This is a genomic window from Echinicola sp. 20G (assembly GCF_015533855.1).
Classification (GTDB): Bacteria; Bacteroidota; Bacteroidia; order Cytophagales; family Cyclobacteriaceae; genus Echinicola.
Genome location: NZ_AP024154.1, coordinates 3,705,042 through 3,719,583, shown reverse-complemented (window position 1 = coordinate 3,719,583; position 14,542 = coordinate 3,705,042). Strand labels below are relative to the sequence as shown.

Sequence of the window (14,542 nt, the reverse complement as noted above, 5' to 3'; positions counted from 1 at the left end):
TTTACGAATAACTAAATTTCGGATACAAACAGATTATAAATTCAATCAAATGCCTCAAAAAAATAAATCTCGAGATTTCGAGACAGCACTTAGTGGAAATTACGAAAGATTACTTAATGTGGCTTTGATCACGGCGAAAGCTAAGTTTGCATTCGTTGCTGTTTGTCAAGAAGGACAATTTCATTTGTTATCTGAAATCGGCTTTGATGAAGTATCGATTAGTAAGAATAATGATTTCTTTATAAATCTTACCAAAGAAATCAAAGTCATCACCCATCAAAAGGTTAATCTTGACTTTCAAGGTCAATCTATCAAGTCTCTAATAATTTCTCCATTTAATGATGGTTATCAGGAATCCAAAGGCTTTTTGATCTTGGTTGAGCCCTCCGAAAAAGTAAGTCAAGAAACACTATCATCAATTACCTTACTGACTGAAGAAATCAATTCAAAGTATATCAATAAACTGGAACTTGAAAATATCAACTATTCAGAAAATCAGTTTAGAAATTTTTTTGAAGAATCAATGGGGCTGATGTGTACGCATGATCTTGAAGGAAAACTCATTTTGATCAATACTGCCAGTGCTAGAAGTTTGGGCTATGAAAAGAAAGAGCTTATAGGAAAATCATTGTTTGATATCATTCCGAAGCATCATATTGGGGGCATCAAGCATTATCTGGACGAAATTCGTCAAAAAGGCCATAGCAGTGGGACCATGAAAACCCTCCATAAAGATGGTTCTGAAAGAATGTGGTTATACACCAACGTTCTCCAAAAAAACATTCATGGAGATAAATTTATTTTAGGCAACGCACTGGATATTTCCGAAAGGTACAAACTAGAACACGAGTACAATAGACTAAAGGAAATGCTAGAGCAAACCAACAGTGTAGCCCGTGTTGGAGGATGGGAAGCTGACTTTATCAACAATACTTTGTACTGGTCAGATGTGACACGAGAAATCCATGAAGTTTCGGCTGATTACATTCCAAACTCAGACAGTGCCATCACTTTCTACAAAAAAGGTAAAAACCGTGAAGCCATTCAAAAAGCAGTAGAAAAAGCTGTCACTAAAGGTGAACCCTATGACTTAGAACTTGAATTAATCACCGCCACAGGAAAGGAAATATGGGTTAGGGCCATTGGAAAACCACAATTTAAAGATGGTAAGTGTATTAGACTGTTTGGAACCTTTCAAGATGTTAATGAAAAGAAACATTACGAACTAGAAATTATTAAGTCAAAAAAGCTACTGGAAGATATTCAAAACGCTTCTTCCGAAGTAAGTATTATTTCTACTGATACTGAAGGTGTTATTACTGTTTTCAATAAAGGAGCAGAAAAAATGTTAGGTTATTCGGCGGATGAGATGGTAGGCAAACAAAGTCCAGCTATCATTCACGACCCAGAAGAAGTTGAAGCCAGAGGAAAGGAACTCAGCGAGAAGTATGGGCATGATATATCAGGCTTTAGGGTTTTTGTTTTCAGGTCTGAGTTAAAAGGTGCTGAGGAGAGAGAATGGACCTACATTCGTAAAGACGGCAGCAAGCTTTTTGTTCAACTTGCAGTTACAACGATGAGAAATGCGGAGGGTGAAATAACTGGATATTTGGGAATGGCCACCGATATTACAGAAAGAAAACAAGCCGAGCATGACTTGTTTATTGAAAAGGCCAGGTTAAATGCTTTTGTAACACATGCGCCAGCGGCTGTAGCCATGTTTGATACTGAGATTCGCTATATAGCTTATAGTAATCGATGGATAGAAGAATATCAATTGCAGGGGAAAGACATTAAAAACAAATCTCACTATGAGGTTTTTGGAAATATTTCAGATGAGTGGAAATCCATTCATTCCAGGTGCCTTAAAGGTGAAGTAATCAGTAACGAAGAAGATATTTGGAGACCTGACGGCTGGGATCATGACCAATATCTGCGATGGGAAGTTAGGCCTTGGCATCAGTTTGACGGCACGATCGGTGGAATCATGATGCTTACCCAAGACATTACCGAAGCATGTCTGCAAAGAGATGAACTTAAAAAGGCAAAAATCATGGCTGAGCAGGCTAGTATTGCCAAATCTGAGTTTTTGGCCAATATGAGCCATGAAATTAGAACCCCGTTAAATGGGGTGATTGGATTTACTGATTTAGTCCTAAAAACTGAGTTGACTGATACCCAAGCCCAGTACCTTTCCATTGTCAATCAATCCGGCAATGCATTACTAAACATTATCAATGATATCCTTGATTTCTCAAAAATTGAAGCTGGTAAATTGGACTTGGACATTGATAAATGCGACTTATACGAACTAAGTGACCAAGCCAGTGATATCATCACCTATGAGGTCCATAAAAAGGGACTGGAGATGCTTCTCAACATTCATCCTGATATTCCGCGATACATTTGGGTGGATAGTGTCAGACTGAAGCAAGTCATGGTCAATCTTTTGGGGAATGCCTCAAAGTTCACAGAAAAAGGTGAAATAGAGCTCCAATTGATGCCCATGAGCAAAATTGATAAAAACCAAGAAATACTTATCAGGTTTTCAGTTAGTGATACTGGAATAGGAATCAAGCCTGAAAAGCAATTGAAGATTTTTGAAGCCTTCTCGCAGGAAGACCTTAGTACGACAAAAAAATATGGAGGAACAGGACTTGGTTTGACCATTTCAAACAGCCTTTTAAAACTGATGGACAGCAAACTTCAACTGGAAAGTGAACCCAATAAAGGAAGTAAATTCTATTTCGACTTGAAAGTAAAATGCGAACATGGGGATCCAGAGATTTGGCAGGCTGAATTAGGATTAAAAAATGTTTTAATTGTTGATGATAACGACAATAATCGCATGATTCTAGAAAGAATGCTCGCTTTGCGCGGTATCGAAACAGCTCAGGCCAAAAATGGATTTGAAGCCATCCAAAAATTAATTGATGGAGAAAAGTTTGATGTAATATTGATGGATTATCATATGCCTTACATGAATGGTATAGAAACCATTAGAAAGATCAGAGAAAGCTTTGAACATCAACCTATTATATTCCTCCACAGCTCTTCTGATGATGAAAACATCTTAAGAGCCTGTAAGGAATTAGGGGTAAAAATGAAACTGGTAAAACCTATTAAAATCCAGGAAATGTATGATGCCCTGATGACCATCAACAGGAAACAAGATCATAAAAAATCAAAGCCACAAAAAGACACTAAAAAATCCATTTTACCAAAAGACACTAAAATCTTAATTGTAGAAGACAATACAATTAATATGCTTTTGGCAAAAACTGTAGTCAATAACCTCTCTCCGATCACTAGAGTTCTTGAAGCTAAAAATGGAATTGAAGCGTTAGAAGTTTGTGAAGAAGAACTTCCTGATATCATTTTCATGGACATCCAAATGCCAGAAATGAATGGTTATGAAGCTACCCAAGAAATCAGGAAACGCTTCAATAATCGCAGCATTCTGATCATTGCTCTAACTGCCGGAAACATTAAAGGAGAGCGTGAAAAGTGTTTAAATGCTGGCATGAATGACTTTATTGCTAAACCTTTTGTAGAAGAAGACCTTATAAAGTTATTGGAAAAGTGGCACCTCTCCGATTCTAAAAACCTTGTAATAGGCCCTAAGGAATTAGCTTCTGAGACAGACTTTAATATTGAAAACCTTAAACAAATCTTAGGCTTTCCCGACATAGAAAGTGAAATGTTTCAAATCATATTAAAATCAGGCAAAAAAGAACTTATCAAATCTTCAGAAGAATTAAATAAGATTCTAAGAAATCAAAGCAGCGGCTTAAATATAACTGCCCATAAACTATATGGTTCAGCATGTACCATGCGCATGGACAAACTTGCTGATCTCTCTGCAAAATTAGAAACAAAAAAAGATTATGATTTTAATGACGAAGAGCTTGTCAAGGATATTAAAATGACTCTAGAAGAAATCCAGCAGGCCATCATTGCCTTAGACAAATACATCAAAGACTAGGCCTACTGAATATTCACGGCTGTTTCAATTATTGTTGCATTTTGGTTTTAAAGGTAAAGTGCTTTTGAAGTAGGTAATTGATCAGCAATACAATCATTGTAGAAAGTACTTTAGCTATCGTGGGGTAAATATGACAAACCTCAATCAATAATTTCAACAATGCATAATCACTGACCAACCCTTGTAAAACAACCAAGAAATACTTTCCTAACTGTCCAGCAGCTTTGGCTTTTTGGCAGTGTTTATTAGAATTGAAAGCAAAATACTTGCTAAGCCAAAAGCCTGTAGGAATAGTGATCAAAAAGGCCATTAACAATGCGATTGTATAGGAGGCTATACCATATCCTCCAATTGCCATCCCTTCTATAGGAAGAATCCATTGGAAAAAAAGAATGAAAAGAAGAATATTTAAGGCTGTATTGATTCCCCCAACTGCCAGATATGCATATACCTGATAGGGAAGTAGTTTCTTAAAAACAGGATAAAACAAAGCTAAAAAACGCTCAATTCCCAATCGTAAATATCCTTCCATATCTAGTTCAATTTAAATTTTGTCAATCTATAAATATGGCTAAGGTACCACTCTGCTAACTCACTCATGGGCAACCCTTTTGCAGCTGCATAATTCTTGTCTTCTATGTTTTTTCTTCTAGATGGATCCTCTACTAAGCTTTCTACCGCTTGGGCCAGACTCACTGCATCATCTGTTTTGAAGAAGGCACCATCATAACCTTCTTCCTCAACCACTCTTTCCAAATCATCGATTTTAGGCAGTATACAAGCCCTACCATAAGAACCTGCTTGATGTAAGATCCCTGAACTTCCAGTTGTGGTGGTGTAAGGAAACACTACAAAAGTACTATCATGAAAAATATCTGCTACGGCTTCTTCCGGAACATATCCCGTGTATTTCACATTGGGCATATCTTTATATTGTTCTTTCACGCTATCAATATATCCTTTTACATTAGGGTTATCAGTACCAGCAACCGTAGCAGAAAAGCTTAGTGAGGGATATTTCTCCTCCAATAGCTTAACTGCGTCCAACATTACTTCCACCTTCTTATAAGTTCCAAACTTCCCAAATGCCATCAATTCTATTTCTGATAAAGGCTCTTGCAAAGGCTTTCTTTCCGGCAATTCAAAGTTACCATGTGGCAGTAGCACCACATTGTCCTTTCTATATTTCTCTTTCAATATGGTCACATATTGTGATATCGTTACACCTACTACATCGGCTTGAAGAATAATCTTTGTCAATTGCTCTCCAATCCACAGAAATAACTTTCCTTTCCATTTTTTATCAGCCATACCTATAGTTTCCAGTTTCACCGTCTCCGTGATATTATGCAAAATCACCACTGAAGGAATACCGATCAAGCGACACATCCATGGCGTAAACAGTCCCAAAGCAGCTTGAATTTTTCCAGAACCAAATGTCATAAACTGCAAGTTGGAGACTACAGCATCCGGCTGAAGTTCCTTTAATTTTTTACGGATGGACCAAGTAGCCCTCCAATCATTAAATTTCCAACATGGGATAATTTCAAGTCCTTCACATGCATACTTTTCATAATCATCATTGTTTTCCAAATGATTGGTTAGTACATAAATATGATCAATCCCAGGCTTTCCAATAAAACTCCTGATCAAGTGATAGCCATATTCATTCAAGGTAACTTGGCTTGGCGGGTATGGAGATACAAATGCTAGTTTCATGGTTATCTTAATATTTTTGATGCTATAATTTCTTTTTCGTCAATAAATCTTATGCCATCTATTCTCCAATGGTCTCCTTGATACAATAAGACCATTGCCACCGTCGACAGTGTGAATTTTTTTCCAACTTTTGGAAAATCATATTCCAAAACTGCAGTACTATCCACTATAGTGCATACCAGACCATCAGCGGACCAGTTCATCAAATGAACATCATGAAATAAATCTTTTCGTTGAATCCCACTTTCCATTGTTTTTACTTGTTTAGTGGCCAACTGTCTAAACCAAGACTCTGTGTAGAATTCCTTTCCAGCAACTACATCATTGGTCCTATAAAGGTGATTTAAGTGTGCCCAAACTCCAGAATAGTCCTGTCTAAACTGTTCCAATTGAGAGGCATTTGGCTTATACTTCGAATGAACGGTAATTTCAACTTGAGTTTGATGTTGTTCAACAATCTCATCCTCTTGAAGAAAAATCGGCAGCACAGACTCTTTAACTCTTCCATTTCCCATGACGTAAAATAAAAGCGTTATCAAAAGCATAAATCCAACAAATAGTACTTTCATCATGGCTGTTAAATTTTAATAACCTTAGATTGAACTTGATATACCTTGGCTAATGCTTCGCATTTACGAAACAATCCTTTCTCCAATGTCATTTTGGCCACTCCATTTTTGGAGTACAATTCTCTCAACCAAGTTTTGGAACCATTTCGAAGCTCAACCTTGACTAAAGTACCATCTGCAAGAAGATTTCCATATTTATCAACCATTGGACCTGCTACTAATTCCCTATTTGCCACACCCTCTATATAGATCAACTCAAAAGGTATTTCTACAGGACTTCCAGACTGGACATAGAAAGATTTTAGTGGGTCTTCCAATTTCGTTTGGTAAACACCAGCTTTCTCTTCTAATTCGATCTCTTGTTCCTCAAACCAGGCATCGTTATTCATTTTTCTTAAGTTCCCTACTTCATCTATTTTATATAGGAGCTGCTGATGCCGTAAAACAGAATCTGTGTTGACGGTCTTTGGTGATCGAAACTCCACTTGATCAATCCTGCAAGAATCTAAATCAATCCAAATTGGATAATAGAAAGTTTTTTTCCCATTGTAAACCACTAGATTGGCAGGACCGGCAATGATTTTTGTCCCTTGAGGAAACTCTAGATCGAGCATACCTGATCTAAAAGTTCCGGTAAGAAGAATGGGTTGGATGGAGGAATAAAGTATAGCTTCCCATGCCTCACCTTCAATCTTAAAACTCAAAGGAAACGAAGCTTCGTTCAACCTATTTTGCTTGTTTAACCAAATTGGCTCATTGATTGGTGGAACAGAACAACTTCCCCAAATAATCCCTGCAGCAACGATTAGGTATAATATCTTTTTCATTGCAAATAAATTTCATTGGCTAAAAAGCCATGAGACATGATACTGATTCCAAGATGCCTGTTTGCTGACTCATCAATTACAGGCTGAAAATGTGCCCTTTTCTGCCCATTTACATAGTAACTGATTAAATCATTATCCAACAGTTCAGCATGCATCTGAATTCTTTCAAAAGGAATGGTAAAGCTCTTTTTAAGTCCTGTCCGAATAGATTTTTGATGGACAGCTAGTTCAACTTTCCATATTCTTCCCCCTTTATCTTTTTCTGCTATTAATATTCCAGGGATATTGATCTGGGTCGTCAACTCATTGGTTACTTCTGCCTTAACGGCGACTTGAGAAGCATCTAGGGCGCTCACTTCAAAACCTACTGTTCCACCATGAATATAACCCCGCTCACTAATATCAGTTTCCACCTCCAAATCTATATGGCTTATACTCCTAAGATCCTGCATGGAGGTACTATTAAGGTCAATTTGGAAATAGGTAGTTGCTTTAGGCGAAAGGTTGTAATGCATGCCTGTACCTGGGAAATAAGCCTCTTTCTCTCCATTCTCAAAAGTCACAGTAGCCTTTAAGGCTATATTGATGGGAATATCGTCCGCGTTTAAAATCTCTCCTGTCAAATGACCGTTCTCTCCTTCTTTAATTAAGTTAGCTTGAAGAATTGCTGCAAAAGGCTTTTTTACTCTGTCATCTTTAACTGTGGGAAAACTGGAAATAACCCTTTTTCCCATTTTTTTAAACAAGGTATAGGTATAACTATGAATTTGCTCCTCAGGAACCTCCAATTCAAACTTTGGTGGTACGATATACCATTTCCCCTGAAGTTGCACTAATTCCAAAGAATCAATTTGTTGCTGATACCCTAGAGAAGTTCTCCATTGAGTATGCACCACTGTCTTGGCTTTATGATCCTTTTCCTCAATAGTTTTTACAGCAATACTGTCCAGTTTGGCATATGAAGGCAGTAGTCCCCCATCTTGAACTGATTTTTCCAATAAATACTGATCTAAGGTGTATGTCAATGAAGGCTCAAAGAAATTATGTGCATTTTCAAATCGTTGAAAGTCTAATTCATTGTAAAAGTTGACAATAGTTGTTTCCGGATCCTTTTGTTTATCCAACAATAACAGTTCATAGGTTACATAAATCAGGAAAATGGTAAAGAAGAAAACAGGTAAGAAAGAAGTGGCATAAATGACTGATTTTGGATAGAAGTCATCTTCATATGTTTCTGACTCTAAGTATATTTGCTGTTTATACCTTACCATGTAAAAGGTAGTCAGCAATATCATTAGGACCAAGCTACTTATGGGAATAATGCCCCATGCATATTTAAGAAACGGCTGTAGCTCCTTTGGCTTTACTGGTTTGATGGTGCTAATATTACCTTTTTCCCAAACCATAATTCCATTCTCCAACAATATATTTCTATTCCAACCAGTGTAATAAAGCAAAGGGTCATAGAAACGGTCATTGCTGAAAATATATTTAAGGCTGTATTTTTCGGATTTAGTCAAGAAATCTTTCAATGAGGCTAAGCCCTCCTCTCCCAAGTACTTGGCATTCTCCAAGCGTTCTACGGGTCTTGATGTCATTTCCGGAAGTCTTCGCGCAGAGTGATAATTGCCATCAACTGTTGCTGCCATCGTATTTGAACTGAGCCATGCCATCTGGTCTCCAAAACCCAAAGTCATGAACCGCCATCTCATGTGCTCATCCCTATTAAGAAAGTTAAGCATAGGCTGGATATCCACAGCTTTAGGCTGCAAGGGTCTGAAACTCGCCAAATGAAATATATAAATGATAAAGAGGATATATGCCAATCCGTTTAATCCACATAGCACAAAGTGTACAGAACTTTTATGCTTTTTTACCCAAAAATCCCTAACTGTACCTGAAAGGAATGATAAAATAAACTTGGCCATAAAAGGAATTGCAATAACCGAAGCCCAAAAGCCAAACCTATCCAATGTGAGGATATTAAAAGCATGCTCTCCTAGCATCATTTTGGGCAATGGAGTGGTACCTCCACTACCAAGTAACAAACAACCATAAAAAGACAATAACCAACCGATAAACCGGGTTCTTTTGAAAATAATATAAGATATGGCAGGTAGCAAGCCAAATATCAATGCTAAAGGAATAACATAAAATATCAATCCTGAGGATGTTTGATCCAGAAAATTATCTCTTGAACCATGAGGTATCGATACTTGAGCAATGGGGTCCGTTTTACTCCAATACCAATAAGGGAAGATCAGACTGATGGCCATGATGATCATCAGGGTGGCAAATAAAATAATTTGATATTTCTTAGACCAAATCCCACGAAGAGCCAATTTGACAAAATTCCAAGAAAACTTCATTTTACTCAATGCTGGCGACCCATCCACTATTCCCATAAACAACACCGGAGCAATAAAGAAAACCATTCCAAAAATAGCTGTGACATGGTGTGAACAAATTACAACAGCTAAAAAAGACAAAGCCATGATCAAGTATATTGATTTACTTTTAATCATATATTGATACAAAAAAGGTAAAGCATTTAAAAGGAAAGCTAAGCCGGTCAAGGTAGGCAGCTGTCCATAAACATGAAGAGTTTCCACAATAGAAGACAACATCACTGCTAAAAGAGCCGCTACCCCCGCTGTGGTTTTGTCAAAGAAAATTTTTGAGAAGCGATATACTCCGACTATTAAAATTTCAAAGACAAACATACCAGCAATACAAAAGGCCACCTTTAATGGAAACACCTTGCTGATCAAAGCTATCATCTGGTGTAATAAGGGTGGATAGCTAACGGTCAAAAAACCAGTATACCACCGGTAATCCCATGGCTCAAACCAAAATCTCGAATAGTGATCCGCAAAAAACATGTGAACATAGGCATCGTAGGTTTGGGGAAGGGTGAAATACCCTATCACACCATGTGTTAACAATGCTATGGACATCGCCACTAAGAGTAATTTTTTACCCAAATAGTCATTCCAAATGTTTTGCTCAATGCTATTCAAGATTACTATTGGTTTTAGTTGCTGTCAGGTGAAAATTATAAATAGGAATTGCCTTTTTCTTGCTTTACCGCATTGAAATACTCCTTTACTTCACTTTCCTTATTCTTGTGGCACACCATCAAAGCATCTGGAGTATTAACAATAATCAAGTCATGAACACCTCCAATCACAAAAAGCTTCTTATCATGGGATTGAATCACGCAATTTGAAGAATCTTTAGCAATAATATTTGAATCATTCATTGCATTAGATAAGCTGTCTTTTTGAAACCTTTCATAAGCATGAGTCCATGTGCCTAGGTCATTCCATTTAAAATTCGATGGAATCACATAAACATTCCTGGCGTATTCCATGATGGCATATTCAATAGATATTGAAGCACATTTTTGATATACTTGCTTGATAACTGACCTTTCGATAGAGGTATTTAAGGACCTCTTCACTTTGTCAAAAAGCTGAAAAATAGAAGGCTGGAATTCCGCCATTGCCTGCAGTAAAGCGGACACTTTCCAGATGAAAACTCCAGAATTCCAAAGAATATTTCCAGCTTCTAAAAACATTCTGGAAGTATCCACATCCGGTTTTTCAATAAATTGATAAACCTCTAAAACATCTTCATCTCCTACAATCTCATGGCCAAAATGAATATATCCATACTTGGAATCTGGATGAGTTGCCTCTATTCCAAGAGTTAATAAAACATCATATTTGGCAGTAAAATGCAACCCATTCTTACAGTTATCCTGAAAAGTCTTCTCATCACCAATTATGTGATCAGCAGGTGCAACGATAAGGTTTGCATCCTTATCTAACTGATTCAATTTTGAACTAATATAAGTGATGCTGGCTGCCGTATTCTTTCTTTCAGGCTCACTAATAATGTTTTCTTGAGCAAGCTTAGGCAACTGTTCAGTTACTATTGGTATATAATCTTCTAAAGTAATCACATAAATATTTTCTGTAGGGATAAATTCTTGAAACCTTCTTAGGGTAGCTTGAATAAGGGTTTCACCAGTATTTAAAATATCTAAAAACTGCTTAGGATAATTGGAACGGCTAATTGGCCAAAAATTATTATCTTCTCCTCCAGCCAAAATGACCACATAACTATGGGAAGGTTGATACGGTTTAGTATTTTTCATAATTTTTCCTTTAATAGATTTTAAAGCTATTTTGGGTTTTATTGTAAAAGCTTGAGTCGGGGCCGAGGCCCCGATCAAGACATAGCTTAAAGTGTAATTGCATCGACTATTTTAGGGTGATAAGTCAACTTTTTCATCGCACAACTTTAAGTGTTTATCCTCAAGAGATATTTAATGGGTAACTTTTCTTGTCATGAGTGGAGCTGAATCCTGTTTTGAAACCAAAGATGGTGCAACCCGATAAGTGTAATAAAGCTGGAACAACTGAAATGGAATTTTGAAAGAATCTTTAAATTTTAATTTTGACCCACCTATTTCTGTCCACTGCATCAATGGAAATTCCAAAACACCTTTTTGAAGGGTGGTTTTTCCAAATTTCTGCTGTAGTCGCAGAAAAATTTCTACATCAAATAACCAAGGTGTTCTAAAAGGCTCACTGAATAGATAAGGGACTAAGCTTCTATGAAAGATTTTTGCACCACACTGAGTATCCTGGAAATTGGTTTTTAAAATTCCTTTGATGGCTCTTTTGACAATATTGCTTAAAAGTGACCTATTGTCATCTCTTTTTATTTCGGCTCCAAGCCTTTGAATTCTACTTCCTACAATAGCCCCAAACTTGGGATAGTTCTCTTTGTATTGAGCCATCTGCAACCATTCTTCAGGGGTAGTTGCTAAATCAGCATCTAAAAAACCCAGTAGTTGTACTGGATATTTAGCATGTATATACAACATACCATGTCTTACTGCAGCTGATTTACCTGAATTTTTCTTTTGGTTTAAAACAACAATATTTTCTGTAGATTGTAACTGAATGCCTCTTAGTACTCCTGCAGTATTATCTTTGCTTCCATCATTAACAAAACACAAGAGAACATCTGGATTCATTTTTGCAAATGTCAAAAAGTGGTGGTAAGGAAATCTATTTTCTTCATTGTAGCATGGTACTACGATCGCAAATTTTTGGAAATTCTCCTTGAGGATGTTGTTCATGACTAAATGGCTTTAGATAAATCTTTCATTTAAATATTTCAGCAACAAATCACTGACATAAAACCTTATACCCAATTGAATACCAAAACTTAAATAGTTGATTTTCAGAATTTTATAAAAATAAAATTGTGCCTTTTTTCCAAAAAATGGAATTCATTCTAATTTCTGTACTAGAGTTCCTTCTAATTTTTTATATATTAGATGACAGAAACACCACAGAAATTTTAATTTTTATTTGGAGCATGAAAGCTAGCGGTTTTAAAATTTTTATAGTAGAAGATGACCCATGGTACGGACAAATTTTGGAATACCATTTAGGATTGAATCCTGACTACGAGGTCAGAAAATTCGAAACAGGAAAGGACCTTCTTAGTCATTTGCACTTAAAGCCTGACTTGATCACTCTAGACTTTTCTCTTCCTGATATGAAAGGAGATGATTTGTATAGAAAAATTCGAAATGCTTCTCCAGAACTTCCAGTTATTGTCATCAGTTCACAAGAAGACATTGCAGTAGCAGTCAAACTCTTGAAAATGGGAGTAAGTGATTATTTACTTAAAGATGATGCTACCAAAGATTTACTATGGAACAGCATTATAAGGATAAGAGAAAATCAAAGTTTAAAAGAAGAAGTTGAAAGCTTAAAAGAAGAGTTAGGCCAAAAATTTACTTTTCAGAATTCAATAATTGGCAATAGCGCATCTCTACAAAAAGTCTTTACGCTGATCGAAAAAGCAATTAAAACCAACATTAATGTTTCGATCACAGGCGAAACAGGAACCGGAAAAGAAGTTGTCGCCAAAGCAATACATTATAATAGTAAAAGGAAGAAAAAGAACTTCGTAGCAGTTAACATGGCTGCTATCCCTAAAGAGCTCATTGAAAGTGAGCTCTTTGGCCATGAAAAAGGAGCTTTCACAGGAGCGCTTACTCGAAAAATCGGAAAATTTGAAGAAGCCGAGGGAGGAACTATCTTTCTGGACGAGATCGCTGAGCTTGATCTCAACAATCAAAGCAAATTATTGAGAGTACTTCAAGAGCGGGAAGTGACCCGGGTCGGGGGCAATGAAAAAGTCAAACTTGATGTAAGAATCATCGTGGCCACCCACCAAAACTTAGCAGAAAAGGTCAAAAACAATGAATTTCGTGAAGATTTGTTTTACAGGGTAATGGGCCTGCCCATATCTCTTCCCCCACTTAGAGAGAGAGAGAATGATGTCTTAATCTTAGCTAAATTTTTTATTGATGCCTTCACCAAGGACAATCAAATACCTTCAATTGGCATGAGTAAAGGAGCCAAAGAAAAACTATTAAAATATCAATACCCAGGTAATGTCAGGGAACTTAAAGCCATTATAGAATTGGCCATAGTCATGTCCAATGAAGAAGAGATTAAAGCTGAAGATATTTCTTTTAATAATATTGCCAAAGAGGATATGTTTTTGGTGGAACAAAAATCCCTGAAAGAACACACTCGGGATATTATCAAATACTACTTAGAAAAGAACAACAATGATGTCATGAGTACTGCCAAACAATTGGACATTGGCAAAAGCACAATTTATAAAATGCTTCAAGAGGGCGATCTATAAATTCCACTATCTGGAAGTAGTTCCAAATAATGGAATTTAATAATAACTCAAATCCTTTAATTTACGCCGCAAGGCCACATTTGTTATAAAATACATTTTTGGCATTGTTTTTTGTCTTCCACATTAAAAGAAAGACAAAAAACGATGTACGGAATAGTTAATAAAGCAATTGAAGACTTACTCTTAACCCAATACGGTGAAGAGAAATGGGAGATTATCAAGGAAAAGTGCAATCTGGAGATTGATTTTTTTCTTCTTAATGAGATTTATGATGACAAAATAACATTTACTTTAATTCAATCAGCTTCTGAGGTTACCGGTAAACCTTCCTGCGAACTTTTGAAAGAACTTGGTATTTGGTGGATCGTTAAATTATCTCAAGAAAGGTACGGGTCCCTCATGTCAACAGGTGGACAGAATTTTCGTGAATTTCTGACCAATTTACCAGACTTCCACACAAGGGTCATGATGATTTATCCTAAAATCCAAGCACCTGAATTTTCAATTACTTCAATTGCTAAAACCAACATTCAAATTCATTACAAATCAAGACGAGCCGGCCTTGTAGATTTTGTACATGGTATTTTGGACGGATTAGCACAATTGTTTAAAAGTAAAGTATTCATTAAAGTCACTCCTGACCCCTTTTACCCTGAGCGATCAGCCTTGTTTGATATAGTATGGGCTTAGTAGAT

At 36.6% G+C, this 14,542-nt stretch carries 10 protein-coding genes; 3 read left to right on the top strand and 7 right to left on the bottom strand.

Going from position 1 to position 14,542, the window contains the following annotated elements; genetic code table 11:
* Positions 1 to 49 precede the first annotated feature (49 nt).
* Positions 50 to 3,985, top strand: coding sequence for a PAS domain S-box protein (locus JL001_RS15315; RefSeq protein ID WP_200977581.1), 3,936 nt, complete (start codon positions 50 to 52; stop codon positions 3,983 to 3,985).
* A 28-nt stretch (positions 3,986 to 4,013) separates the two neighbouring features.
* Here JL001_RS15315 and JL001_RS15310 read toward each other — a convergent pair whose 3' ends face one another.
* From JL001_RS15310 to JL001_RS15280, 7 genes are all read right to left on the bottom strand, one after another.
* Complete coding sequence (locus JL001_RS15310) at positions 4,014 to 4,517, bottom strand: GtrA family protein (RefSeq protein ID WP_200977579.1); 504 nt, start codon at positions 4,515 to 4,517, stop codon at positions 4,014 to 4,016.
* Between the two features lie 2 nt (positions 4,518 to 4,519).
* Positions 4,520 to 5,704, bottom strand: a complete 1,185-nt coding sequence (locus JL001_RS15305) for a glycosyltransferase (RefSeq protein ID WP_200977577.1) — start codon at positions 5,702 to 5,704, stop codon at positions 4,520 to 4,522.
* Positions 5,705 to 5,706: 2 nt separating this feature from the next.
* Positions 5,707 to 6,276: a hypothetical protein gene (locus tag JL001_RS15300; protein WP_200977575.1), complete on the bottom strand. Its 570-nt coding sequence runs from the start codon at positions 6,274 to 6,276 to the stop codon at positions 5,707 to 5,709.
* 5 nt (positions 6,277 to 6,281) lie between these two features.
* Entirely contained in the window at positions 6,282 to 7,100 is an 819-nt protein-coding gene (locus tag JL001_RS15295; RefSeq protein ID WP_200977573.1) for a hypothetical protein, read from the bottom strand.
* Positions 7,097 to 10,120, bottom strand: coding sequence for a hypothetical protein (locus JL001_RS15290; RefSeq protein WP_200977571.1), 3,024 nt, complete (start codon positions 10,118 to 10,120; stop codon positions 7,097 to 7,099). The genes JL001_RS15295 and JL001_RS15290 overlap by 4 nt, the downstream gene beginning before the upstream one ends.
* A 35-nt stretch (positions 10,121 to 10,155) precedes the next feature.
* Positions 10,156 to 11,262 (bottom strand): mannose-1-phosphate guanylyltransferase, encoded by a 1,107-nt coding sequence (locus JL001_RS15285; protein ID WP_200977569.1) that lies wholly within the window; start codon positions 11,260 to 11,262, stop codon positions 10,156 to 10,158.
* A gap of 171 nt (positions 11,263 to 11,433) precedes the next feature.
* Positions 11,434 to 12,255 (bottom strand): glycosyltransferase, encoded by an 822-nt coding sequence (locus JL001_RS15280; RefSeq protein WP_200977567.1) that lies wholly within the window; start codon positions 12,253 to 12,255, stop codon positions 11,434 to 11,436.
* A gap of 242 nt (positions 12,256 to 12,497) precedes the next feature.
* Between JL001_RS15280 and JL001_RS15275 the strand changes: the two genes are divergently transcribed.
* Together JL001_RS15275 and JL001_RS15270 are read left to right on the top strand one after the other, a co-directional pair.
* On the top strand, positions 12,498 to 13,847 hold the full coding sequence (locus JL001_RS15275) for a sigma-54 dependent transcriptional regulator (RefSeq protein WP_200977565.1): 1,350 nt from the start codon (positions 12,498 to 12,500) through the stop codon (positions 13,845 to 13,847).
* A 144-nt stretch (positions 13,848 to 13,991) separates the two neighbouring features.
* On the top strand, positions 13,992 to 14,537 hold the full coding sequence (locus JL001_RS15270; RefSeq protein ID WP_200977564.1) for a heme NO-binding domain-containing protein: 546 nt from the start codon (positions 13,992 to 13,994) through the stop codon (positions 14,535 to 14,537).
* The last annotated feature ends 5 nt before the right edge of the window (positions 14,538 to 14,542 follow it).